Origin of the sequence: Bacillus sp. RC252, assembly GCF_044909215.1 — a bacterium.
In the GTDB taxonomy this organism is placed as follows: domain Bacteria; phylum Bacillota; class Bacilli; order Bacillales; family Bacillaceae_G; genus Bacillus_A; species Bacillus_A mycoides.
Genome location: NZ_JBIYDV010000016.1, coordinates 74,372 through 100,558 on the forward strand (window position 1 = coordinate 74,372; position 26,187 = coordinate 100,558).

Annotated in this window: 23 protein-coding genes and 1 pseudogene; 18 read left to right on the forward strand and 6 right to left on the reverse strand. The window is 36.0% G+C overall.

What is annotated here, in order from left to right; genetic code table 11:
• Positions 1–137: 137 nt before the first annotated feature.
• The 5 genes from hemE (at position 138) to ABH960_RS21305 (ending at position 6,563) form a co-directional block, all read left to right on the forward strand.
• The gene (hemE, locus tag ABH960_RS21285) at positions 138–1,184 is read left to right on the forward strand and encodes a uroporphyrinogen decarboxylase (protein WP_078202947.1); all 1,047 of its coding nucleotides are present in this window, start codon (positions 138–140) and stop codon (positions 1,182–1,184) included.
• A 14-nt stretch (positions 1,185–1,198) separates the two neighbouring features.
• The gene (gene hemH, locus ABH960_RS21290) at positions 1,199–2,134 is read left to right on the forward strand and encodes a ferrochelatase (RefSeq protein WP_113936582.1); all 936 of its coding nucleotides are present in this window, start codon (positions 1,199–1,201) and stop codon (positions 2,132–2,134) included.
• Positions 2,135–2,153: 19 nt separating this feature from the next.
• Positions 2,154–3,575 carry a protoporphyrinogen oxidase gene (gene hemY / locus ABH960_RS21295; RefSeq protein ID WP_404448271.1) on the forward strand — a complete coding sequence of 474 codons (1,422 nt, stop codon included), beginning with the start codon at positions 2,154–2,156 and terminating at the stop codon, positions 3,573–3,575.
• A 217-nt stretch (positions 3,576–3,792) separates the two neighbouring features.
• Positions 3,793–6,159: a DUF6359 domain-containing protein gene (locus tag ABH960_RS21300; protein ID WP_404448274.1), complete on the forward strand. Its 2,367-nt coding sequence runs from the start codon at positions 3,793–3,795 to the stop codon at positions 6,157–6,159.
• A 104-nt stretch (positions 6,160–6,263) separates the two neighbouring features.
• A complete protein-coding gene (locus ABH960_RS21305) occupies positions 6,264–6,563 on the forward strand; it encodes a hypothetical protein (RefSeq protein WP_404448277.1) in 300 nt (99 codons plus the stop codon).
• 48 nt (positions 6,564–6,611) lie between these two features.
• On the opposite strand, the gene ABH960_RS21310 is transcribed toward ABH960_RS21305, so the two are convergent.
• Positions 6,612–7,454 carry a hypothetical protein gene (locus ABH960_RS21310; RefSeq protein WP_404448280.1) on the reverse strand — a complete coding sequence of 281 codons (843 nt, stop codon included), beginning with the start codon at positions 7,452–7,454 and terminating at the stop codon, positions 6,612–6,614.
• Positions 7,455–7,682: 228 nt separating this feature from the next.
• Here ABH960_RS21310 and ABH960_RS21315 point away from each other — a divergent pair, with 228 nt between their 5' ends.
• The 4 genes and pseudogenes from ABH960_RS21315 to ABH960_RS21330 all read left to right on the forward strand — a co-directional run bounded on the left by ABH960_RS21315 (position 7,683) and on the right by ABH960_RS21330 (position 13,890).
• Positions 7,683–8,084: a BlaI/MecI/CopY family transcriptional regulator gene (locus ABH960_RS21315; protein ID WP_002168942.1), complete on the forward strand. Its 402-nt coding sequence runs from the start codon at positions 7,683–7,685 to the stop codon at positions 8,082–8,084.
• Positions 8,085–8,086: 2 nt separating this feature from the next.
• A pseudogene (locus ABH960_RS21320) lies at positions 8,087–10,024 on the forward strand (M56 family metallopeptidase).
• Positions 10,025–10,297: 273 nt separating this feature from the next.
• Positions 10,298–10,870 (forward strand): TetR/AcrR family transcriptional regulator, encoded by a 573-nt coding sequence (locus ABH960_RS21325; RefSeq protein WP_000963368.1) that lies wholly within the window; start codon positions 10,298–10,300, stop codon positions 10,868–10,870.
• A gap of 206 nt (positions 10,871–11,076) precedes the next feature.
• Positions 11,077–13,890 (forward strand): YhgE/Pip family protein, encoded by a 2,814-nt coding sequence (locus ABH960_RS21330; RefSeq protein ID WP_404448284.1) that lies wholly within the window; start codon positions 11,077–11,079, stop codon positions 13,888–13,890.
• A gap of 39 nt (positions 13,891–13,929) precedes the next feature.
• On the opposite strand, the gene ABH960_RS21335 is transcribed toward ABH960_RS21330, so the two are convergent.
• From ABH960_RS21335 to ABH960_RS21350, 4 genes are all read right to left on the reverse strand, one after another.
• Complete coding sequence (locus tag ABH960_RS21335; RefSeq protein ID WP_404448287.1) at positions 13,930–14,691, reverse strand: hypothetical protein; 762 nt, start codon at positions 14,689–14,691, stop codon at positions 13,930–13,932.
• Positions 14,692–14,911: 220 nt separating this feature from the next.
• The gene (locus ABH960_RS21340) at positions 14,912–15,265 is read right to left on the reverse strand and encodes a PH domain-containing protein (RefSeq protein WP_404448290.1); all 354 of its coding nucleotides are present in this window, start codon (positions 15,263–15,265) and stop codon (positions 14,912–14,914) included.
• A 72-nt stretch (positions 15,266–15,337) separates the two neighbouring features.
• Complete coding sequence (locus ABH960_RS21345) at positions 15,338–15,856, reverse strand: DinB family protein (protein ID WP_113733983.1); 519 nt, start codon at positions 15,854–15,856, stop codon at positions 15,338–15,340.
• A gap of 92 nt (positions 15,857–15,948) precedes the next feature.
• Positions 15,949–16,890 (reverse strand): helix-turn-helix transcriptional regulator, encoded by a 942-nt coding sequence (locus tag ABH960_RS21350; RefSeq protein WP_002134866.1) that lies wholly within the window; start codon positions 16,888–16,890, stop codon positions 15,949–15,951.
• 194 nt (positions 16,891–17,084) lie between these two features.
• Here ABH960_RS21350 and ABH960_RS21355 point away from each other — a divergent pair, with 194 nt between their 5' ends.
• The gene (locus tag ABH960_RS21355; RefSeq protein WP_098167236.1) at positions 17,085–18,098 is read left to right on the forward strand and encodes a LacI family DNA-binding transcriptional regulator; all 1,014 of its coding nucleotides are present in this window, start codon (positions 17,085–17,087) and stop codon (positions 18,096–18,098) included.
• 39 nt (positions 18,099–18,137) lie between these two features.
• On the opposite strand, the gene yhfH is transcribed toward ABH960_RS21355, so the two are convergent.
• Positions 18,138–18,266: a protein YhfH gene (gene yhfH, locus ABH960_RS21360; RefSeq protein ID WP_000567010.1), complete on the reverse strand. Its 129-nt coding sequence runs from the start codon at positions 18,264–18,266 to the stop codon at positions 18,138–18,140.
• Between the two features lie 203 nt (positions 18,267–18,469).
• On the opposite strand from yhfH, the gene ABH960_RS21365 reads away from it, so the two are divergent.
• From ABH960_RS21365 to cysT, 8 genes are all read left to right on the forward strand, one after another.
• Complete coding sequence (locus ABH960_RS21365) at positions 18,470–19,204, forward strand: MBL fold metallo-hydrolase (protein WP_404448297.1); 735 nt, start codon at positions 18,470–18,472, stop codon at positions 19,202–19,204.
• 9 nt (positions 19,205–19,213) lie between these two features.
• Positions 19,214–20,203, forward strand: coding sequence for a lipoate--protein ligase (gene lplA, locus ABH960_RS21370; protein WP_002030357.1), 990 nt, complete (start codon positions 19,214–19,216; stop codon positions 20,201–20,203).
• 146 nt (positions 20,204–20,349) lie between these two features.
• Positions 20,350–20,775: a hypothetical protein gene (locus tag ABH960_RS21375; RefSeq protein WP_404448300.1), complete on the forward strand. Its 426-nt coding sequence runs from the start codon at positions 20,350–20,352 to the stop codon at positions 20,773–20,775.
• Between the two features lie 177 nt (positions 20,776–20,952).
• On the forward strand, positions 20,953–22,485 hold the full coding sequence (locus ABH960_RS21380; RefSeq protein WP_404448303.1) for a fatty acid--CoA ligase family protein: 1,533 nt from the start codon (positions 20,953–20,955) through the stop codon (positions 22,483–22,485).
• Positions 22,486–22,670: 185 nt separating this feature from the next.
• Positions 22,671–22,922, forward strand: coding sequence for a hypothetical protein (locus tag ABH960_RS21385; protein ID WP_404448305.1), 252 nt, complete (start codon positions 22,671–22,673; stop codon positions 22,920–22,922).
• Positions 22,923–23,019: 97 nt separating this feature from the next.
• Positions 23,020–24,042 carry an S-layer homology domain-containing protein gene (locus ABH960_RS21390; protein ID WP_404448307.1) on the forward strand — a complete coding sequence of 341 codons (1,023 nt, stop codon included), beginning with the start codon at positions 23,020–23,022 and terminating at the stop codon, positions 24,040–24,042.
• Positions 24,043–24,275: 233 nt separating this feature from the next.
• The gene (locus ABH960_RS21395; RefSeq protein WP_002011197.1) at positions 24,276–25,331 is read left to right on the forward strand and encodes a sulfate ABC transporter substrate-binding protein; all 1,056 of its coding nucleotides are present in this window, start codon (positions 24,276–24,278) and stop codon (positions 25,329–25,331) included.
• 21 nt (positions 25,332–25,352) lie between these two features.
• Positions 25,353–26,180, forward strand: coding sequence for a sulfate ABC transporter permease subunit CysT (cysT, locus tag ABH960_RS21400; protein ID WP_404448309.1), 828 nt, complete (start codon positions 25,353–25,355; stop codon positions 26,178–26,180).
• Positions 26,181–26,187 lie beyond the last annotated feature (7 nt).

Here is a 26,187-nt window from a genome sequence, read left to right on the forward strand (position 1 = left end):
AACGTTTGTGTCAATTTAATGAACAACGTACATAATGTTATGCATTTTGTTTTTACAAGCTGTATAGTAAAAAAAGATAAATATCGGAATAGAGCATATTTAAAGAAAAAGCATTGGTAAGGAAGGGAGCTAGGGTCTTGGTAAGAACTATAAATGAGACATTTTTAAAAGCATGTAGGGGGGAACGTACAGAGTATGTACCAGCATGGTATATGCGTCAAGCAGGTCGTTCACAGCCGGAATATAGAAAGATAAAAGAGAAATATTCTTTATTTGAAATTACACATAATCCAGAGTTGTGCGCTTACGTTACAAAGTTGCCAGTTGATCAATATAACGTAGACGCAGCAATTCTTTATAAAGATATTATGTCACCACTACCTGCAATTGGTGTTGATGTGGAAATTAAATCTGGCATTGGTCCAGTTATCGATAATCCAATCCGTTCTTTACAAGACGTAGAAAAATTAGGGGAAATCAATCCAGAAGATGACGTACCTTACATACTAGATACAATTCGTTTATTAACGACAGAAATGTTAGATGTACCGTTAATCGGTTTTTCAGGAGCTCCATTTACGTTAGCGAGCTATATGATTGAAGGCGGTCCTTCTCGTAATTATCATAATACGAAAGCGTTTATGTATGCAGAGCCGAAAGCTTGGTTCGCTTTAATGGATAAGCTTGCAGATATGGTTATTACATATTTAAAAGCGCAAATTAATGCAGGAGCAAAAGCGGTTCAAATTTTCGATTCTTGGGTTGGAGCAGTAAATGTAGCGGATTACCGCATATTTATTAAACCAGCGATGGAGCGTATTTTTGCAGAAGTTCGCCCGATGGGTGTTCCAATGATTATGCACGGCGTAGGTGCTGCACATTTAGTGAATGAATGGCACGACTTACCGCTTGATGTAGTAGGTTTAGATTGGCGCTTACCGATCGAAGAAGCACGCGCACGTGGTGTTCACAAGGCGGTACAAGGAAATATGGATCCTTCATTCTTATTAGCACCTTGGCCTGTTATTGAAGAACATGTAAAAGGTATTTTAGATCAAGGGATGAAGCAGCCAGGTTATATCTTTAACTTAGGTCACGGCGTATTCCCAGAAGTAAATCCAGATACATTAAAACGCTTAACTACATTTATTCATGAGTACTCTAAAGAACAGTTAGCGAAGTAAAGGAGATTGTCTGTATGAAAAAGAAAATTGGTTTGCTTGTAATGGCATACGGAACGCCATATAAAGAAGAAGATATTGAACGTTACTATACACATATTCGCAGAGGAAGAAAGCCAAGTCCTGAAATGCTAGAAGATTTAACAGAGCGTTACCGTGCAATTGGTGGTATTTCTCCTTTAGCTACTATTACATTAGAGCAAGCTAAAAAGTTAGAAACGCGTTTAAATGAAGTTCAAGATGAAGTAGAGTACCACATGTATCTTGGTTTAAAACATATTGAACCGTTCATTGAAGATGCAGTACAAGCTATGCATAAAGATGGAATAGAAGATGCAATTGCACTCGTTCTTGCCCCTCACTATTCTACTTTTAGTGTGAAGTCGTATGTAGGACGAGCGCAAGAAGAAGCAGGAAAACTTGGGAACTTAACAATTCACGGCATCGATAGCTGGTACAAAGAACCGAAATTTATTCAGTATTGGGTCGATGCAGTGAAAGGTATATATAACGGTATGTCAGAAGCAGAACGTGAAAAAGCAGTGTTAATCGTATCTGCACATAGCTTACCAGAAAAAATTATCGCACTTGGCGATCCATATCCAGATCAATTAAACGAAACAGCTGACTATATTGCACGTGGTGCTGAAGTAGCAAATTATGCAGTTGGCTGGCAAAGTGCCGGAAATACACCAGATCCTTGGATTGGTCCAGATGTACAAGATTTAACGAGAGAATTAAATGAAAAGCACGGCTACAATTCATTCGTATATGCACCAGTTGGATTTGTTGCGGAACATTTAGAAGTTTTATATGACAATGACTTTGAGTGTAAAGTGGTAACGGATGAAATTGGCGCGAAATATTATCGTCCAGAAATGCCAAACGCATCGGACGCATTTATCGACTGTTTAGCAGATGTTGTATTAAAGAAAAAAGAATCTGTAATGTAAGTAGAAAGGGGGAGCTTACTTGAGGAAAAAAGTTGTGATCATCGGCGGTGGCATCACAGGATTGACAACAATGTATAACTTACAAAAAGAAATTCGTGAAAAAAACTTGCCGATAGATGCATTGCTTATAGAAGCGTCTGGTAAACTTGGCGGGAAAATTCAAACCGTTCAAAAAGATGGATTTACAATTGAACGTGGCCCTGATTCTTTCTTAGCAAGGAAAGAGAGCGCAGCTAAGTTAGTGAAAGAATTAGGACTTGATGCTGAAATTGTAAATAATAAGGCCGGTCAATCGTTCGTTCTCGTAAACAATCGGTTACATAAAATGCCGAGCGGTTCAATGATGGGAATTCCAACGCAAATTACGCCGTTTCTATTTTCCGGATTGTTCTCCCCAATTGGTAAACTAAGAGCTGGTTTTGACTTATTAATGCCTAGATCAAAACCAGTTTCTGATCAATCACTCGGGCAGTTTTTCAGGCATCGCCTTGGAAATGAAGTCGTTGAAAATTTAATTGAGCCATTATTATCTGGTATTTATGCAGGGGATATTGATGAAATGAGTTTAATGTCAACATTCCCTCAAATTTATCAAATTGAACAGGAGCACCGTAGTATTTCACTCGGTATGCGTACGCTCGCTCCAAAGCAAGAGAAGGCTGAATTGAAAAAAGGAATCTTTAAAACTGTGAAAACCGGTTTAGAATCTATAGTAGAATCTCTTGAAGTGAAGATTCCTAATGATATGGTAATGAAGGGAACTCGTATCGAAAAGGTTGCAAAACTTGGTGATAGTTATACGATTACGCTTAGTAACGGAAAAGAAATGGAAGCAGACGCGATTGTAGTTGCGACGCCGCATAAAGTATTACCGTCTATGTTTGCGCAGTATAAGCAGTTTCGTTTCTTCCGTAACATTCCGTCTACATCAGTTGCAAACGTGGCACTTGCTTTCCCAAAGTCTGCAATTCAGCGTGATATTGAAGGTACCGGATTTGTCGTATCAAGAAATAGTGATTATACGATTACAGCGTGTACGTGGACACACAAAAAATGGCCACATACAACGCCAGAAGGAAAAACGCTTCTTCGCTGTTACGTCGGACGCCCAGGTGATGAAGCGATTGTTGAACAAACTGACGAAGAAATTGTGCAGCTCGTACTCGAAGACTTACAAAAGACAATGGATATTACAGAGGATCCAGAGTTTACAATTGTAAGCCGCTGGAAAGAAGCGATGCCTCAATATACAGTAGGCCATAAAGAGCGAATGAAAAAGCTCACAACATTTATGGAGGAAGAATTGCCAGGTGTGTATTTGGCAGGTAGTTCTTACGCTGGTTCTGGTCTTCCAGCTTGTATTGAGCAAGGTGAGAGAGCTGCAAAGTGTGTGCTAACTCATTTAGAGAAAGTAATGGAGACTGAATTAGTCGCACATTAAAATATTTCAAACAAAACGCCTTCAATTATATTGAAGGCGTTTTGTTTATTGGATAACATACCTTTAGTTAATAAAGCTATATAAGTTATTTTGTATTATAGTTTGAAAACTTGTAAATTAAATAAATTTTGTGTAAAACTTGTCGAAATATAGTTCTATATAACGAATCATTTGATATGATAGAAATGTTGAGAAAATATGAAATAGGGAGAGGGAAATGGCTGTGAAGAAATTATTAAGTGTCTTTTTATCATTGATGTTATTGCTTTCATTTACTGGAACTTTAGCGCAGGCGGAAGAAACTACTTCTATGTCAGTAGAAAAAGCAATTCAAGTATTTAAGCAGCAAGGGAAAACGAAGGGGATAGTGGAAGGATATATCGTTGGGTATACGCAAAGTCCTTCTAAATACACGAAAGATCCGGCTAAGTTTGACGACACAAACGTGGCAATTGCCGATTCGCCAAACGAAACGAATCCAGACAAAATCATGCCTGTTCAATTGCCAAAAGGCGATGTGAGATCGGTAGTAAATGTGAAAGACCATCCTGAAAATATCGGGAAGAAAGTTAGGTTGACAGGGACGCTTGAGTTATATTTCGGTAGCCCAGGTTTAAAATCAGTAACAGCTCATAAGTTTCAAGGAGAAGAACAAAACCGCGTTAGCGATGTAGTGGCATCACCAAATGGTGGGGAAGTTGCAAAAGGAACAGCAGTAACATTAACAACGAATACAGAAGGAGCAACAATCTACTATACGTTAGATGGCTCTAATCCTACAAACAAAAGTGTTCGTTATAACGGACAAATTGTAGTGAATGAAAATAGTGTAGTGAAAGCAATCGCTGAAAAAGAAGGGCTTACTTCTTCAGCAGTTTCGACATTTTCATTTATAATCGTAACAAATGAACCAGTTCGTATTCATGATATTCAAGGGAAATCACATATTTCTCCTTACAATGGGAAGAAAGTAAACAATGTGGAAGGCGTTGTCACAGCGCTTGATAAAAATGGTTTTTATATAGAAGATAATCAGCCGGATAATGATCCAGCTACTTCTGAAGGTATTTACGTATACAAAAAAGATGTGAATGTAGCAGTAGGAGATCTTGTCCAAGTTGATGGAGAAGTAGAAGAATATGTTGGGCCTGGATATGCAGAAAGGTTTGACACAGATTTAACGACGACGGAAATTAAAGCGAGCCGCGTTGCTGTCATCGCAAAAGATCAACCTTTACCAGCGCCGATTGTACTTGGAGAAAACGGTGTGAAAATTCCTGATCAAATTATCGATAATGATGCATTCGGTTTATTTGATCCAAATGAAGATGCAATCGACTTTTATGAAAGTGTAGAAGGTATGCGCGTTACGATGCCAACGCCAAAAATTATTGCCCCTCAGAAAAACGGGAATTTATATGTAACAGTAGAAAATGGCGGGAATAAAGTCGTAACGAAATATGGCACACCTGTATTAGATGAAAATCAATTAAACCCAGAACGTCTTTCTGTAAAAGTACCTCGTGATTATGTAGCAAAAGTAGGAGATACTTTTACTGGAGATATAACAGGGGTAGTCGGATATGATTACGGTTCGTTCCGCATTGCGCCAATAACGGAATTACCATCTGTAGTGGACGGCGGATTTAAGCAAGTAGGGGCAAATATTCAGCCGCGTCTTGATAAGTTAACAGTTGCTACATATAACATTGAAAACTTCTCAGCGAACAAAAAAGAAACAACAGATGAAAAAGTAAAAGCGTTAGCTTATTCTATTAAATATAATTTAAAAATGCCTGATATTATCGGTGTACAAGAGATGCAAGATAATAATGGAGCAATCAATGACGGTACGACTGATGCATCTTTAAGCGCAAAACGTATCATTGATGCTGTATTAGAAATTCGTGGACCGAAGTATGAGTATGTAGAAATTGCGCCGAAAAACAATCAAGACGGCGGGGCACCTGGAGCGAATATTCGCGTCGGTTTCTTCTATAACCCATCTCGTGTGAAATTAGCGACAGTACCGAAGTTACTAGATAAAAATGTAGTTCGTATTGGAGACGAAAATCCTTTATTTGAAAGTACACGTAAACCGTTAGCGGCAGAATTTACGTTCCAAGGACAAAATGTTGTTGTCATTTCAAATCACTTAAACTCAAAACTAGGAGATGCAACGCCATTTGGAAAAGTGCAGCCGATCGTATTAAAGAGTGAAGAAAAACGAGTTCAATTAGCACAAGAAGTGAATCATTTCGTACAAGGTATTCAAGAAAAGAATACAAATGCACCAGTTGTTGTATTAGGTGATATGAATGACTTTGAATTCTCTAAACCTTTAGAAGCACTAGAGGGAACGATATTAAAAGATATGTTAAACACAGTGCCGAAAGAGAACCGCTACACGTACATTCATGAAGGTAACGCACAAGTGCTAGATCATATTTTAGTAACAAATAACATCGCACCGCACACAATTGTAGACCCTGTACACTTAAACTCAAACATTATGAAAGAACATGGACGTGTAAGTGACCACGATCCAGTACTTGCTCAAATTGATTTGAAGAAGGCTTCTTAAATAGTCGAGAAAGAACGCTTAGAAATATACTAAGCGTTCTTTTTCTGTAAAAATCATGTTGAAATTAATTTAAAATTCAGTTTTTTATAATGAGGAGGTTAAAGATGCAAGCATGGTTAAATGGAAAGTTAATGAATCAGCTTGCAATTTTTTTTAGTACGATCGTCATGCTCCAATTTGTAGCTGATGTAACAGGGCTTACACAGAATCTAGATAGTATGTATTACTTAATAAATACCGCAACTTCCTATATAACGTTTAGTTTGGCGATTATTTTTACTTTAATCGGTGCAAGAAGAGAATTAAGTAAATATGCAATTATTTCATTATGTTTAGTGGTAGCTATTAAAGCAATTTACTTTGCGACTGTTGTTATTTTGTGGGGGTTGGCTGGCACGCCGTAAATGAATAAAAAAACCTAATTTCCAAGATAACGTGAGGAAATTAGGTTTTTACAATGGCTGAAAAGCTTTTCTACATCGATCTCGTTTTTGAAGTCTTCTCATATATCTTTTTTTGTCCCGTTGTAATCCTTTTATGTACATAAATAAGCTGACAAGGAAGAAAAATGTACATTGTAAAATGTATGGTGACATCCCGTGTAATGGTTGTTTTGGATCATATAAGTGAATAGGTGCTCCGCCTATTGTAGGGAATATTGTATTTAGCAGGACGAAAGGAATGGAAGTAACTGCTAATGGGAATAGAAGTGCCATGTAATCCTTTTGTGACCATGTGGACGCTGCTAAACCTAAGAGGGCCATTAAACCAGCGAATAAAAAATTAATCCCAATATATAGATAAATATAAGTGATGGGAGAAGAGAAATATAACTCTGCGAACATTCCGTTGCCATTTATCATGCTAGTACCGACAGTTGGATCTCCATTTGGAATTGTTAATTTGCAAAGTAATAAAGAAAGAATGAACGGTAAAGTATAAAGAAATCCACCGCAGAAAAATGTAACGATATACTTTGTAAAGGAATACGAGAATAGGGAAATTTCCTTACTTATAAAAGTTTTGAAACCATCGGATTTATCGGAATTATAACTCGTACTAAATGGTAAACTTGCAATAACAGGCATTAATAATAAATAAATATCCATTTCATTATTACGAAACCCGATCCATTTAAATGCAGTTGCTATAGCCCCATTCCTTGCGTCTCCTAAATAACGAATTACATAATAATAATGATAAATAGAAATAAGAGCTAATCCACTAAACATAATAATTAAAGAAACACGATTACAAAAAGCTTGCCTTATATTTAAACGAAGCGCACGCATCATGACTGAAAAAGCCTCCACTATTTTTATAAATCTGTCTACTTTCTATATTACTATTAAATGTAAAGATTTTCTTGTTTTTTTATTTGATTATTTGAAAAAAGGGAATTTCGTTGTCGTTAAGTAAGGTTTAACGGAAATTATATTTTCTAAAATATGGTTGACAATTTAGTATTACATTTGTAATCTTAATTGTAGATTACAAATGTAATACGAGGGGTGGAAAACAATATGACAAATAAATTACCTAAAATATCTGAAGCAGAATTAGAAATTATGAAAGTGTTGTGGTCGAATTCTCCACAAACAGCGAATGAAATTATAGAAGAACTGGAAGATACAATGGACTGGAAACCGAAAACCATCCGTACATTAATTAATCGGTTAGTACAAAAGGAAGCCGTTTCTTACCATCAAGATAAAGGGCGCATGTATGCTTATTTTCCGCTAGTATCACAAGATAATTATTTACAAGTTGAAACGAAATCTTTACTAAAGCGCTTTTGCGGCGCGGCGTTTAAGCCATTACTTGTCAATTTCTTAAAAGAGGAAAAATTGTCTTCAGAAGATATTAACGAACTGAAACGCATTTTAGATGAGAAGACAGAGGAGAACAAGAGGAAGGATAGATAACAATGATAGACACGCTTATAAATGTATACCTTCCTCATTTTTTTGATTGGCTTATAGAAACGTCACTTATGGCTAGCATATTAGTTGGATTTATTTTATGTATAAAAGTTCTATTTAGAAATAAATTAACGCCCCGATGGCAATATATGCTGTGGATCGTACTAATGATACGACTTTTTTTACCGTGGTCACCAGATAGCTCTTATAGTATTTATTCATTACTTTCCTATAGTTCTAGTGTATCGGAAGTTATTCCAAAAAATATGCCGTCTACTGAGAGTATAGTGAACATAGAAACCAATCATACAGTGGAATTGGAATCAAATTCTGAAACTGTGACAAAAAATGGTGAACCTGAAGTAAACGCGAGTGCGGAACAACAGACTACATTTTCTTTATACAAACTTGCTCTATATGTTTGGTTAGCTGGGGTAATCGTATTAGCAATCATCACGTTTATTACAAATAGACGGTTATATTCTTACATAAAGAAACAATCAGATATTACGGATGAACAGGTCGTTACAGTGTTTAATCGCTGTAAGCAGTCTATGAAAATGAAGAAGGCAGTTTCATTACGTCTAGCAGGAAAGATTGCGAGCCCAACTGTTTTCAGTTTCTTTCGTCCGAAAGTATTACTATCAAAAAAACATATGAAAGTATTAAATGAGCAACAATTACAATATGTCTTTTACCATGAGTTAGCTCATATTAAGAGAAACGACGTAGCTGTAAATTGGATTATGTACAGTTTGCTCCTATTAAATTGGTTCAATCCGATTCTTTGGTATGCCTATTTCTGTATGCGAGAAGATCAAGAATTAGCCTGTGATGCATATGCGCTTACTTTTATAGATAAAGAAGAGCAAATTGCATACGGCCATACAATTATTACCCTTTTAGAACATTATTCCTATCAAGCACCCAGCCTAGCAAATTTAAGTAGAAATAAACGGACACTAAAAAGGAGAATCGTTATGATTAAAAAGTTCCAAAAGAAATCGTATCGTCTTTCTTTACTTGGAATCATTGCTATAGCAGCTATAGCAGGCGGATTCTTATTAAATGCAAGGATAACTGAGGGGGATGAAAGACAGAAAGAAAAAGTTGTAGAAAAAAAGCAATCTAAAGCGGCTTTTGAAAAAGCGATAGAAACAGTATTAGGTACACCGGAGAATGCAAGTAGAGAATGGGGGATGTCAATAAAGTCATATAAAAGGAATACAGATTTTTTGTATTTGGCAGAAAAGAATTTTACAAAAGAAGAATTTGAGCAGTATGTTTAATTATTTAAGGAAGCGCAAGAAATTCATAAAAAAGCAATGGTTAAGAAAAATGTGCCTGAGAATTATGATGGAGATACAATGGAATATAAACCTGAACGCTTGAAGAAAGCTGATCAAGAAAGACTAGCTACTATTGAGAAGACATTAAAACCGCTTGGAGATAAGCTGGAGAAGTCTTTAACATATACTATAGAAGAAGCGAAAGATCATGTACCATTTCAAATTAAGCAGCCGACTTATATGACTGAAGGTTATGAGTTAAAAAGAGAATGGGCTGATTCATATTTTGGAAGAGATGTAGAATTAGTTATTAAATCAGAATATACAAAAGGGAAATATGGTTTTACAATTTATCAGTCAAGAATGTATGTAGGTGGTAATAAGGATCCACTACACTACATGATGCCTGGAGAAGATAATCTAGAAAGTTATAGTTTAGACGGGAAAGGAATGGTCTATAATAAATCTTCTCATGGAGAGGGTAAGTTAAAAGGTGTCAAAATGTTTGTACCAGCACAAGGTAAGAATAGTGAGTATCAAATTGTTATAGTGAATGATATTTTTACAAGAAGTACAAAGATATACGAAGAGATAATCGATGATGAGCTAACTAAGAAAGAGATGGAGAAAATATTACTTTCTATGTCAAAATAAAAGACAGTGTTCTTAAACTTTTGGTTTTAAGAACACTGTCTATTTAATTAGATTTCTAGTGTGATTTAGCCAGCAATTATTATGAATATATACTTGCTTTCCATACAAGTATACTTTTTGATACACTATGGACAGTATGATATAACTTGACTGGAATTTTTTTATACTGGGAATAATAAAAAAGAGAACTTGTATAGAATGTAAGCGTGTGGTAATATCAAAGATGTACTGATTGACTATATTATCCAATTGGTCATTTTTGGAGGTGACGATGTGGCGATAGATCGAAAACGTTCTATTATTGAAGCTGCAACAAAGTCTTTTTCAGCGTTCGGTTATAAGGCGACGACGATGGATCAAGTTGCGAAGTTAGCGAATGTAGGAAAAGGAACGATTTATACTTTTTTCAAAAATAAAGAAGAGCTATTTGGTGAAATTATTTCTAATTTAATTACAGAAATGAAGCAAGTTGCAGAAAATGCAATTCGTTCAGATATTTCATTTTTTGAAAATGTACATAGAGCATTATATAGTATATTAGAATTTAGAAAAGAACATCAGCTTATGATTAAACTAATTCAAGAAGAGCGTGATATGGGAACGAAAGAAGTACAAGAAGTGATGCAACAAGTAGATGTGGAAATCGTTTCTGTTATTCAATCGTATTTAGAAATTGCGATTGAAAAGGGGGAAATTAGCAAATGTGATCCAGAAATTACAGCGTTTATTATGCTTCGCCTATACGTATCGCTTATTTTTGATTGGGAAAAAAATCATGAACCGTTAGAAAAAGAAAAAATATCGGAATTATTCGAACTTTATTTACTAAAAGGATTGTCAAATTAAGATAATCCTTTTAATATTATAAAAAATGACTAATTGAACAAATTGGTCAATCGTATAAGGAGGATGGTTAAATATAATCATGTAGATGAAAATGTGCATAGTATAAATTCGGGGATAAGGCATATGTATGAACAGATATAGCCTTTTTATTTGGGTAAAAATGACCATGAATGAATTTTGGTCATTTTTAAAAAGGGGGATAAATTATGAAATGGCATAAGTTGCTTAGTAAAGAATTTGCAGAGATTATAAAAAGCAAAAAAATATTAATCCCAATCATTGCGGTTTTATTTGTACCGATTTTATATGCGGGTATGTTTTTATGGGCCTTTTGGGATCCGTATGAACAGCTAGATGACTTGCCAGTTGCGGTAGTCAATTTAGATAAAGGTGCAGAACTTGATGGGAAACCAATTGAGGTCGGGAAAGGGCTCGTTGATAACTTAAAAGATAATAAAAGTTTTAAATGGGAATTTGTAAGTGAAAGAGAAGCGAAAGAGGGAATGGAAGGCAGAAAGTATTACATGTTAGTACGTATTCCAGATGACTTCTCAAGTAACGCTACAACGTTATTAAAAGACGATCCGAAACCATTAAACTTAGAATACATTCCAAATGAAAGTTTAAACTTCTTATCTTCACAAATTGGCGGAACAGCCATTGAAAAAATTAAAGGTGAAGTATCAAGCACGTTAACGAAAACATATGCAGAGAAAATGTTTGATTCCATTAAAGACGTCTCAAAAGGATTAGCAGATGGGGCGGAAGGAGCAAATAAACTACACGGTGGATCAAGTGAGCTGCATGATGGTTCAAGTAAAGTGACGGATGGCCTTCATACACTTCAAGGGAAATCTGGAGAGATGAAGGATGGGGTTCAGAAATTAGCAGATGGATCTAATAAATTACAAGATGGGTCCGGAAAAGTAACAGATGGTTTAAATACGTTAAATAGCAAAACAGGTGAAATGCAGACAGGTATAGGTAAATTACAAGATGGGTCTGGAAAAGTAACAGATGGTTTAAATACGTTAAGTAGCAAAACAGGTGAAATGCAGACTGGTATAGGGAAATTACAAGATGGATCCGGAAAGGTGACAGCAGGTTTAAATACGTTAAATAGTAAAACAGGTGAAATGCAAAAAGGAATTGATGAATTACAAGGTGGATCGGAGAACGTGACCGGTGGTTTGAACAAATTGGTAAGTAAATCAGATGAATTAAAAACAGGAACAACTGAACTATCAAATGGTATGGAACAACTTGTTGGAGGACAAAGTGAATTAGAAAAAGGTTCCCAAGAGATTCAAACAGGTTTGCAGGAGTTAAATAGTAAAGTACAAAATTCTGTTGCAGGCCTAGAGAAAGCGCAGTCGAATATTCCTTCTATATTAAATACAGTAAATGAGAAAATGACTGGGGCTGAAGAAAACGTAAATCAGTTAAATGAATTTACTCAATCAACAGCAGGGGATGCAACAACTGCAGCGCAAGATGTAGCGAATTTGCAAAAGCAAATTGAAAGTTTACCAAAAGAATATCAAGAGCAGTTACAACCATTTATAGCAAATGCGGCAAAAAGTACAGCGACAGTTCAGCAAAAAGCTGCCGGAGTAGCAGGTGGAACAAACAAATTAAATGAAGAAGTAAAACAATTAAAAGGTGAAATACATCAAACAACAAGTGGATTGCAAAATAAACTATCAAATCCAGCAGAGGTGAAGAATTTAACGGAGGGTATTGAGAAACTAACGAACGAACAAACCAAATTTGTTAGTAAGTTTCATGGATTTGGTGAAGGTTTAGCTAATGTGAAAATAGGTGCCGATAAACTAAAAGACGGATCAGGTCAACTAATTGATGGAGTAACTCAATTACAAAGTGGATCTGGAAAGGTGACAGCAGGATTAGGTCAATTATCGGTAGGAGCCAACCAAATGTCAGGTGGAGTAACCCAATTAGTGGACGGTTCAAGTCAAGTAACAGGCGGTTTAGGTACATTATCTGCAGGAGCAAATCAAATGTCAGGTGGTGTAAATCAATTAGTAGGTGGATCAGGTCAAGTGACAAGCGGTTTAGGAACATTATCTGTAGGAGCAAATCAAATGTCAGGTGGAGTAAATCAATTAGCAGATGGATCGGGTCAAGTAACAACTGGCTTAGGTACTCTAAATGGTGGCCTAAATAAAATGTCCACTGGCTCAACCCAGCTAATCGACGGAGTAAATAAACTAGCAGATGGATCAGGAAAAGTAACAGATGGCCTCGTAAAAGTAAATGATGGTTCAGGTGAACTTGCTGAGAAACTTGGCGAAGGGGCAGAGAAAACTGGTGAAGTGAAAGGAACGGATAAAACGTATGATATGTTTGCAAGCCCAGTAAAAGTGAAGACGGAGAAAATGGCGGAAGTTCCAAACTACGGAACAGGATTTACGCCGTATTTCTTATCACTCGGTTTATTCGTTGGGGCATTACTATTATCTATCGTATACCCATTACGCGATACAGTCGGCGTTCCGAAATCAGGATTCAGCTGGTTTATTAGTAAGTTTGGTGTTTTACTATCAGTCGGTATTATTCAAGCAATAGTAGCAGATGTCATATTACTATTCTGGTTAGGTGTAGAAGTACAAAGTATTCCATACTTTATACTCTTTAGTATTGTTACGAGCTTAGCGTTTATTTCATTAATTCAATGTTTAGTAACAGCATTCGGTGATGCAGGGCGTTTCATCGCAATCATCACATTAATTATTCAGCTTACAACAAGTGCTGGAACATTCCCGCTAGAGTTGATTCCGAAGTATTTACAACCATTTAATGCTTGGCTACCGATGACATACTCTGTATCAGGATTTAAAGCAGTCGTATCAAGCGGTGATTTTAATTTCATGTGGCAAAATATAGGGATATTAATGATCTTTATCGTTGTATTATCACTTGGAACAATTGCTTCATTAACTTGGATGCACAAACGACAGTTTAAAAATATTGCTGAGAATCAATCGATTGAAGCTTAAATAAGACCAATAAAAAAAGGCACCGAAATGGTGCCTTTTTTATTGGTCTTGTTTTATTGGTTGAGAAAGTTCATTTGTTTTTCTATTTTTACGGAACAAGTATATAACAATACTTATAAGAATAATTGTTGCTACAATCCAAACAAATGGACCATATCTTTCAGCAAAAGTATATAGTTTCATGTTGCTGGAAATGTCCTCTTTTGTTTTTCCTATTAGAATTTCAGAGCCACTATAACCTTCAAGTGTATCTCCTTTTTTTATACCAAAAATAAGAGTGTCTGATTTGTTTTCTATTCCTGTATATCGGTATCCTTTACCTTTAATTGTTAATTGAGTATCATCTTTTTTTAGTGTGTAGTCTTCGGCGGAAATATCTTTTCCTGACAGTGTAATTGGTTCCATTGAGAAGCGGATTTCTTTTAATGCAGGAAGAGCCTCATTGTTTAGTAAGAGCTGCTTTGCAATATGCTGCTCCGTATCAATGTTTTTCCAATTTGCCTTTCGTCGTTTATATGTATTAATTTCAAGAAGTGCAAATTCTTTATTTTGAAGTTTTTCCTCTGTAATAGGTTGCGCGGTAGTTAATGTTCCTTTTAATAAAATCACACCGTCTTTTGCAGATTGAAATGAAGAGACTTCCTTCGTTTCTTTTAATGTATTGATAGCACCTCTATAATCTTCTTTTCCTAAAAGAACAGCTCCCGTATGTACGGTTAAAATAAGATATAGGATGCTTAATACTATAATAGCTTTTTTCACTATTTTCCCTCCAAAATATGTATAAGTTAATTGTAACATAATTTCCCATATAAAATTTATTAATTTTAATAATAGGTTATAAGAATTAGGGTGATAAGTAAATTAAGAGAAGTGTGGATGAGAGAGAAATACAGTTGTAAGAAAGGTGAACTGTACTTCTCTTTTAGATGAAAAGTATTTTATTCCGTAAAATCCCGATTGGTGTAGGCTAATAATCAGTGGGGGATGAATAAAATCAACGACTGATTAAAGTTTCACTTTATTGAATTCTTTTTCTCTGTATTACATTTAAAAAACCCTCAATATTTGAGCTTAAAATTTGTCCCACCGTTATATATTCGTCTTCATAGTAAAATATTAGTTTTTTATCAAAGAATGTTCTTTTCGTCTCTATGGATAGAATTTTTTTATATTCAAATTCCACAATCAATGCATCTTTACAACATTTGAATGATTGTCCATAAAAAATAACCCTCCTATTAGTGGCAAGTAACACTCCGGAACGAGGGACATTATGTGTAATAATATAGCCAGTAAGTGAACATTTTAAAGTAGATACAATAACTTCGCCTTTATGTAATAGTTGTTTTGCAACTGTTACAATTGGATTCATTGTATACATTCCTTTTGAAAAGGCTCCCAATATTGCATATTGGGAGCCTTTTTTTAGTAGAAGTGTTTACACTTAGCAAATCTTAAGTTCCAATCTTTCTTTCTGACGAAGATGATGTGCAAAATGCATAGAAATGAGCAGGAACCATTCTGCCGCATTTAAGTAACCAAGTCCAGGGTGCTGTACTTTACAATCATTAGGAATAGAAGTTAGCGTTGGCTCAGCGTTTTTCACGATTGTAATTAATTTCAGAAAACGCTCTTGTATTTCTTCTTTGTTAGTTGGATTTTCAGGTGTGTATCCAGGGTGATTAGGTACCTTTATTTGTATGTCGGGGAAACCTCCCAGTATATATACTTTTTCACCCATATCCGTTTTGCTGTTAGCTACAGATGGTGTTTCAGTTTCACATTTCGCGATTGCATCTAACTGCATATACGTAGCCGAAAGTAAATGATTATACATTTGACCGAGAGACCATTCCTCATTAGAAGGCTTCATCCTAAATTGTTCTATAGAGTACTTTTCTAATTCCTCTAAGTAATATGTTGCTAAACTTTCAAATTTCTCTAAAGTGGTAGTACTGTTCATATCGTTAGCTCCTTTTTATGAAAATGTATATGTTGATACTTACTATAAAGGAGGGCTACTGACAACATTATGTCAGCAGTAAAATGAAAAAATTAAAGTTGTAACATTTTTTTTGCTTCATCACGGATTTTCTCAGAAAGAATTTTTGGCTCTAGTACTTGCACTCGGCTCCCCCAGCTTAATACCCATTGAAATACTTCGTCTATGTTTCTGGATTTCAAAAAGACATGAAAATCATTATCTTTATACTCGTAGGAATCTATAAAAAAGTATCGTGACTCAATAACTTTATGTGCAATATGAGATGAGAACAATAAATGAATTGTAACAGTGCGATTGTTTTCAGGTTGATAGTCTTGTAAAGAAAAGTCTTTAGGTTTTGTAAAAAACTCTTGTTCTTGTTGCAATTCATCCATACGATCTAAACGGAAATTACGTATTTGTTTTCGAAGTAGACAATGAGCAACGATGTACCAAATTCCTGAAATATTGACTAAACCGTAAGGGTGAACGGTCCGTTTTATTTTTGTAATATCTCTTGGTTTACGATAGTAAAAGGAGATAGATTGCTCTCTTTGAATAGCTTCTTGTAACAAGAAAAGTTGGCTCTCTAGTTTTTCTTGCTCGGCTTGCTGGTTTGAAAATATAGGAGAAAGAAAACGAAAAGTTCCTCGTAACTCTCGGGCTTTCTTTTGTTGATCAGTAGGGAGGACTACCTCAAGTTTCTCTTTTGCTGATTGCGCATGTACAGAAAAAGAAGAATTGAAAGTTTTCTCGATATAATCACCGCCTAATAAAAGAGTAACAGCTTCTTCAGGCGTAAGGTGAATGGGTGGTAAGAAATAACCATCCATTAATGAGTAACCGTGGCCAGGCATTGCGAAAAGCGGGACACCAGATTCACTAAGTGCATCCATATCTCGATAAATAGTGCGTATACTTGTCTCAAATTTTTCAGCTAAGCTTTGTGCTGTAACGGTTTGTTTTCTTTGTAATTCAATTAATATAGCTAATAAACGATCCGTCCGATTCATGAAATATCATCCTTTATTTTATAAATATTCTTATTGTGAAATTCTAAAAGTAGTGTGTAATTCCCTGCCATTAACAGACTTTTCCCTATGTATAATATTAATATAGTAAAATCATAAGAACCTATATTGCAGTTTCCAATAATATACTATATAATCAGTATAAGAAAACGTTTTCATGCAAAGGGGGAAATTTCGTGTCGACTATCGAGGACGTGGCGAAATTAGCGGGGTTATCAAGGACAACGGTTTCTAGGGTGATCAATAATCATCCATATGTTTCAGATGAGAAGAAGAAAAGGGTTCAATTAGCAATGAAGCATTTAGGCTTCGTTCCTAATTCTGCGGCGAGAAGGCTTCGTAAACAAAAAACAGAAACAATTGCGGTGCTTGTTCCAAGGATTACAAATCCTTTTTTTAGTAGATTTATTGAAGCAATCGAGATTGCTGCTTCTGAACATAAATATAAACTGATTATTTGTCAAACAAGATATTTACCGGAAAAAGAGATGGAGTATTTACAATTATTATCTACGAAACAAGTAGATGGGATTATTCTATGTTCACTAGAAAATCCATGGGAGAATGTGGAGCCATACTTGCAACACGGTCCAATCGTGTTATGTAATGAATATATTGAGGAAGCAAATGTTCCAACAGTGAAGTTCGATCATGCACAGGGTGCATACATAGCTGCCAATCATGTATTAGAACAAGGATATCGTAATCTGATATTTTGCCGTGGTAACGAAACGAAAGTAGTGAGCCAACAGCGAAAAATGGGCTTTTTACGCGCTATTACTGAAAAGAGTAGAGAAGTGGAAGCGATCGATTTTCTTGAAAACGCTTTCTCTTGGGATGATGGAAAACGAATATTCAATGAAGTATTAAAGGACAAAAAAAATCCTACCGCGATTTTGGCAGGAGGCGACGAGGTTGCAGCTGGAATTATCTCAGAGGCGAAACGCCATGGTTGGAGTATTCCAGAAGATCTCGCTGTGATCGGTTTTGATAATCAAATTTTAGCGCAGATTACAGAGCCAGGTATTACGACAATTGAACAACCAATCGACGAGATGGCCCGAAAAGTTGTCGACTTAATGATGGATAAAATCCATACGAAAAATTATCGACAAAAAGAATTATATGAGTTTGAACTGGAGCTCTTGGTGAAAGGTTCAACGATGAAGGATAAGATGTTATTAGCCTAGTAGACTATGTCTGCTAGGTTTTTTTATGTTTACAAACTACTATTCTTCGTGAACGCAATCGTCACATTTGTTATGGTATGCTTCGTGCTGCTCATCAATTTCCTTCCCGCAATGAGCACAAGTTTTCGTCGGTAAATTTCGGAAAAACTCCATTGGTTGATCGATCATGTCAATCCCTCCATTTCCATTTCTTACTATCATTGTATTAGTACAAAAAACAAAAGTCAACAACTGTTTTATAACAAAAATGAAAATTAATGAAAAAGTTTAGGAAATGGATTATAGTTAACAATGTAGGATGTAAGTAAAAAACTTTCTCAAGTACGGAGAAAAACGGCATTCCTACGCGGTTTTAGAAAGGATGGATACATATGAAGATGACTGTTATCGGCTTTTGGGGCGGCTTTCCAGAAGCGGGAGAAGCAACGTCGGGGTATTTGTTTGAACACGATGGTTTTCGTTTACTTGTAGACTGTGGCAGTGGTGTACTAGCACAGCTTCAAAAATATATAACACCATCTCATATAGATGCAGTTGTACTGTCGCACTATCATCACGATCATGTTGCAGACATTGGGGTATTGCAATATGCGAGATTAATTATGAGCGGGGCGAAGGGACAACTACCGGAATTACCAATATACGGTCATACGTTTGACGAGAATGGATTCCGTTCTTTAACGCATGAGCCGCATACGAAAGGAATCGCCTACAATCCAGAAGAAACACTTCAAATTGGACCGTTTTCGATTTCATTCTTAAAAACTGTTCATCCTGTTACATGTTTTGCGATGCGCATTACAGCTGGTAGTGACGCTATAGTATATAGCGCAGATTCCAGTTATATTCCTGAGTTTATTCCGTTCACAAAAGATGCTAATCTTTTCATTTGTGAGTGTAATATGTATGCACATCAAGAGGCTGCAAAAGCAGGGCATATGAATAGTACAGAAGTAGCAAGTATTGCGAAAGATGCAAATGTAAAAGAACTTTTATTAACGCACTTACCGCATACAGGCAACCCATCTGATTTAGTAACAGAAGCAAAACAAATTTTCAGTGGCCATATTACGCTAGCGCATAGTGGCTACATTTGGAACTCATGAGGTGATACGATGTTATTTATTGATAATAAAGGGATTACAGATCCTAGAATAAACTTAGCAATTGAAGAATATTGTGTGAAGAATTTAGATATTAACGAAACATATTTACTGTTCTACATTAACAAACCTTCGATTATCATTGGTAAAAACCAAAACACAGTAGAAGAAATTAATGCAGATTACGTAAAAGAACAAGGAATTCATGTCGTTCGTCGTCTATCAGGCGGAGGCGCAGTATATCATGATTTAGGAAACTTAAACTTCAGCTTTATTACGAAAGATGATGGAGATAGTTTCAGCAACTTCAAAAAGTTCACAGAGCCTGTAACGAAAGCGCTTGGTAAATTAGGCGTAAATGCAGAACTAAGTGGTCGTAACGATATTTTAGCTGAAGGTAGAAAAATTTCAGGTAACGCGCAGTTCTCAACGAAAGGTCGTATGTTTAGTCACGGTACGTTACTATTTGACTCTGAAATCGATCACGTTGTATCAGCACTTAAAGTGAAAATGGATAAAATTCAATCAAAAGGCATTAAATCAATCCGTAGCCGCGTTGCGAATATTACAGAGTTCTTAAACGAAAAAATGACGACAGAAGAGTTTAGACAACTTCTTCTAGAAACAATTTTCGAAGGAGAAACAGAAATTCCAACGTACGAATTAACAGAAAATGATTGGAAAGAAATCCATAAACTTTCTGAAGAGCGCTACCAAAATTGGGATTGGAACTACGGAAAATCTCCGAAGTTCAACTTACAACATTCACACCGCTTCCCAGTTGGACAAGTTGACGTTCGTCTTGAAGTGAAAAAAGGAACAGTAACAGAATGTAAAATTTACGGTGACTTCTTCGGATCACTAGATGTTCATGACATTGAAGAGCGTCTAACAGGTGTACAATTTGATAAAGATGCATTCACTGTAGCTTTAGAAGGTGTAGATATCGTACGCTATTTCGGTAATATTACAACAGAAGATTTCTTACATTTATTCTTCTAAAAGAAGAAGCCATCCCGAAATATCTTTTGGGATGGCTTTTTTTATTATGAATTCATTTACCGTTAAAAGCGTCCCTAAAAACATCTACTAGCAGGACATTCTTTTATTATAAAGGAAGTATATATAATTAAAGGAGGATGATCGAAATGAAAAGGATAATACACTTTATATTATTGATCAGCTTCGTTATTGGAATGACAGCTTGTAACGATGAAACTTCTTCAAACCGTACGACTTTGTCTATTGGCAAGCCAGCGAAGGATAATGTCATATATTATACGCATACAAATAACAAACAAAAAATAAATGATATACAAACTATGTTTCAAAATAAGAAATGGAAAAGAAATGAAACGTTTAGTACCGTTGGTAAAACGCCAGATTTCGGCTTGTCGATAGATGAGGATAACAAAGGATTGCCGACATTATATGTTACAGTGTACATTCATGAAAATGGAGCGGACGCTCTCAATTTGTATGGAGAGTATACGGCTTTAAATAAAGAGGAAGTTGAAAAACTTAGGGGAAAGATGAGTGCATATTATCCTAAAATGATTTTAGCTATAGTTTAACTATATGTTTGTACCTGCTTTTTTTACATGTAATTCTCGTATCTTACTAAAGTGTTCTGGAAGAAAGTGGTTTATGTATATTCGATTAATAGAATATCACTTGCTACTTTAATTTTCTTTTAATATAATTAATTTAGAATTTTTAAATATTCTAAATTTTATAAAGGTGGGATTTGTGTGAATCTCGTTCAATCTTTGGCTGAAACGGCAAAAAATAAGGGGGATAAACCGGCATACATATTTATGGATCAGTCGGTCTCGTATGACCAATTAAACAAAATGGTCACTAGGTTTTCTAGCAATTTAGCAAAAATGGGCATTGGAAAAGGGGACAATGTCGCATTAGCTGTAGGCAATTCACCACATTTTTTAGTCGGTTTATACGGAACGATGAAAGCTGGAGCAACTGTCATTCCGATTAATCCAATTTATACAGCAGACGAAATACATTACATATTACAAAATGGAGATGTAAAAACAATCATCGTACTCGACGTCCTTCTACCTGTTATACAATCTCTTACAACAAGACTTCCTTCACTTGAAAATATCATCATATGCGAAACCTCATCAGATTTTACTCATACAGAAACTGAAAAAATGAAAACGTTTACTAGTTTTATAGGAACTGGAGATGTAACTTACGAAGGTCCTGAACTAGATGAAGAAGATGTAGCTGTTATTTTATACACTTCAGGTACAACTGGAAAGCCAAAAGGCGCTATGTTAACACATAAAAATTTATATAGTAATGCTAGCGATGTGGCGTCGTATTTACAATATACTGCGGACGATCGCGTCGTTGCGGCACTGCCGATGTTCCATGTATTTTGCTTAACAGTGGCGGTCAATGCGCCGATTGTGAACGGGGCGACTATTTTAATGTTACCGAAATTTAGTCCGAAAGAAGTATTCCGTATTTGTCGCACGTACGAACCAACGATTTTTGCTGGTGTACCGACAATGTACAATTACTTATATTTATTCGAAGAAGCGAGCGCAGAAGATGTGAAGACGCTTCGCCTTTGTATTTCAGGTGGTGCATCGATGCCTGTTGCGCTTCTGCAAAACTTTGAAAAACGTTTTGACGTTATCGTTTCAGAAGGATACGGTTTATCAGAAGCATCACCAGTTACTTGTTTTAACCCGTTAGACCGTCCTCGTAAACCAGGATCTATTGGCACGAATATTTGGCACGTAGAAAATAAAATTGTGAACGAACTTGGGGAAGAAGTACCTGTAGGCGCAGTTGGGGAATTAATTGTTCGCGGACCTAACGTTATGAAGGGTTACTATAATGCGCCAGAAGATACTGCAGCGACAATTAAAGATGGCTGGCTATATACAGGAGACTTAGCGAAAATGGATGAAGAAGGTTACTTCTATATCGTCGATCGCAAAAAAGATATTGTTTTAGTTGGTGGTTATAACGTATATCCTCGTGAAGTAGAGGAAGTATTATATACTCATGATTCGGTAGCTGAAGTTGTCGTAATCGGCGTTCCTGATGAAAACTTAGGAGAAGCAGTGCGAGCTTACGTCGTTCTGAAACAAACGAACGTAACAGAAGAGGAGCTTATGCATTATTGCGCGTTACATTTAGCAAAATATAAAGTGCCAAAGAGCATTGAGTTTTTAACAGAATTGCCGAAGAATACAACTGGTAAGTTGTTACGAAGAGCTTTGAGAGAGAAGGCATTGCAAGTGTAAAAATAAAGATATCCATCTCTATGACTGCATGTTTAGAGATGGATATCTTTTTGTCCTGTAAATGCTGGATTAGTTTGGATGGACAAAATTCCTACTGATTGAAGTCTCACTTTATTTTTTAGAATTGGTTAAGCTATAAGCCCATATATTTAAAACGTAATATGACTAATAAGGAGGAGATATACGTGGAGCAGAAGGAATTACGCTTACGGAAAGTACAATATCTTATTTGTGACATTATGGATGAAATGAATATGCAGAATGAAAAGAAGAACTTAGAAACATTGCAAAAAGTAATTGATCACCTTTCAGGGGCGATTGGGGATTTAGTGGATCCATCGGGTACGTATTCATTAGACTATTTAGAGAGAAAAGTGCATACTGCTCATTATTTATTGTTTAAAAATGATCGGAAAGCATATTTATGTAATAAATAGGTAGTATTCGTTTAAATTTTTATTTGACATTGATAATCATTATCAATATGATAGTTATGTTGGGTATATTCATATAAAGGGAGATGTCGTATTGATAATGATTAAGAAAAAATATATTAATGCATTCGTTATAGCCGCAACTTTAGCAGTTCCACTAAGTGGTTTCAATGCGCCAATTGCAAAAGCAGATGTGATTGAAATGAAGGCAGCTAGTAAACTTGCAGATGGCACATATGACGTTATTTTAAAAACTTATAAAGATCAAACGAATGAAACATCTGTTGCTTCTACATATTTAAAAAATGCAAAAGTAACAATTCAAGGTGATAAAAAAATCGTTACGTTAACAATTCAAGATAGTAGCTATTTCCAGTACCTTAGAGTAGAAGATACTAATAAAGTAGGGACATTCCATGATGTGAAAGTGATCTCTGAAGATAAAACAAATAATGGCACGAAAGTTGTTCAATTTGAAATCGATGAGTTCTCGAAAAAATATAATATGCAAATGCACATATTAATTCCAGCAATTAAATATGACCATAAATATCAAGTGCAGTTTGAAATCGATGCCAGTGCAATTGAAAAGAAATCTAAGTTCTCAGATGTACCGACTTGGGCACAAGAGTCAGTTCAATATTTAGTAGACAAAGAGGCAGTACACGGTAAGCCAGCTGGTACATTTGCACCAGCTGAAAATATCGATCGTGGTTCAGCAGCAAAAATATTAGCTACTGTTTTAGGGTTAGAAATTAATAAAGATGCGAAGCCATCATTCCGCGATGCTCAAAATCATTGGGCTACACCTTATATCGCAGCAGTTGAAAAAGCTGGCATTGTAAAAGGTGATGATAAGGGTAACTTTAATCCGAGCGGGCTAATTAACCGTGCATCAATGGCTTCTATGCTTGTGAATGCATATAAATTAGAAAGAAATGAAAATATTAAACTACCAAAAGAATTTGCTGACTTAAAAGATCATTGGGGTACGAAGTATGCGAACATTTTAATCCAAGAAAATATTTCAGTTGGAACAGATAATGGATGGGCTCCAGATAAATCAGTAAGCCGCGCAGAAGCAGCTCAATTTATTGCGAAGACAGATAAGTTAAAGAAATAAATCGAAACTAAAATCAGTGGGATTCCATTCCCGCTGATTTTTAGCTTGTATGAAGTTTCTTATATAATAATTCTAAATTCCAAGTTGACACATGTGAATTACGGAATTAAAATGGAAAGAAATCAAACAGAATACAATAGAAGCTCATCAGAGAAACTGAAGGCGCACAACGTTCACTTTTGTGAATAGATTGTGTGCCTTTTTCTATTGTACAAACTAAGGGGGCTTTATATATGAAACAGTGGAGTAAGACAGCATTAATGAAAAGTACAGGTGTTTTATTATCAGCATTTGTCCTTTTGTCAGGGTGTGGTTCGGCAACATCCACTAACAATTCTGAAGGAAGTGCAGATAAGAAGACAGTCGAACTTTTAAATGTTTCATATGATCCAACGCGTGAGTTATATCAAGATTTCAATAAAGACTTTGCGAAGTATTGGAAAGAGAAGCATGGTCAAACAGTAAATGTAAAGCAATCACACGGGGGATCTGGAAGTCAGGCACGCTCCGTTATTGACGGCTTAGAAGCAGACGTTGTAACACTAGCGCTCGCTTATGATATTGACGCGATTAGTAAGAAGAAACAACTAGCAGAAGATTGGCAGAAGCGACTTGCGGATAATTCTACTCCGTATACATCAACGATTGTATTTCTTGTTAGAAAGGGAAACCCGAAAGGAATTAAAGATTGGGATGATTTAACGAAAAAAGGTGTGTCTGTCATTACACCAAACCCGAAAACATCTGGGGGAGCACGGTGGAACTATTTAGGGGCGTGGGGATATGCACTGAAGAAATATAACAATAGTGAAGATAAAGCGAAAGAGTTTGTCGGTCAAATTTATAAAAACGTGGAAGTACTAGATTCAGGAGCACGCGGGGCAACGACGACTTTCGTTGAAAAAGGAATTGGTGATGTGTTAATCGCTTGGGAAAATGAAGCGTTATTATCACAAAAAGAACTTGGAAAAGATAAATTCGAAATTGTAACACCTTCGATTAGTATACTTGCCGAGCCGCCAGTAGCAGTTGTAGACAAAGTCGTTGATAAAAAAGGAACGAAAAAAGTAGCAGAAGGATATCTTGAATATTTGTATTCAGAAAAAGGGCAAGAAATTGCGGCGAAAAACTTTTATCGCCCTCGTAATGAAAAAGTAGCAGAAAAGTACGCATCACAATTTCCGAAAGTTCAATTATTTACAGTTGATGAACTATTTGGAGGCTGGAAAAAAGCACAAGAAAAGCATTTTAATGATGGCGGCGTATTCGATCAAATGTATAAAAAATAAGGGGGGATGAGGTGACGTTATATGAGGAAGAAGCGTGTCTTACCAGGGTTTGGATTATCTCTTGGATTTACAATGCTGTATATGAGCTTATTCGTACTTATACCACTTTCTATCGTATTTATTCAAACTTCGCAGCTAGGCTGGAAGAAGTTTGCTGGGGTTATAACGAGTGAGCGCGTGTTGCATTCCTATCAAGTAAGTTTCACAACTTCACTTGCAGCGGCAATCGTAAATGCCATTTTTGGTTTATTAATTGCTTGGGTACTCGTTCGCTACACATTTCCAGGGAAGCGGTTATTAGACGGACTAATCGATTTACCATTCGCTCTTCCGACTGCTGTAGCTGGTATTACACTTACGACGCTTTATGCGGAAAATGGCTTTATTGGAAAAATATTTAGTGTGTTTCATATAAAAGTAGCTTTTACCCAGCTCGGCATTATTGTGGCGCTTACGTTTATTGGCTTACCCTTTGTCGTTCGAATGGTGCAACCAGTGCTGCAAAGTATTGATAAAGAAGTAGAAGAAGCAGCTTCTAGTTTAGGGGCATCACGCTTTCAAATATTTGTGAAAATCGTTTTGCCAGAAATATTCCCGGCCTTGCTTGCTGGTTTTTCACTCGCCTTTGCTCGGGCGTTAGGGGAATATGGATCTGTCGTGTTCATTGCAGGTAATATGCCGATGAAAACAGAAATCGCACCGCTTATGATTATGACGAAACTAGAACAATATGATTATGCAGGCGCAACAGCTGTAGCGGCTGTGATGCTTATTATTTCTCTCCTTTTCCTACTATTTATTAATATGATTCAAACTTGGAGCAGAAGGCATGAACTGAAAAGTGAATAGGAGGGGA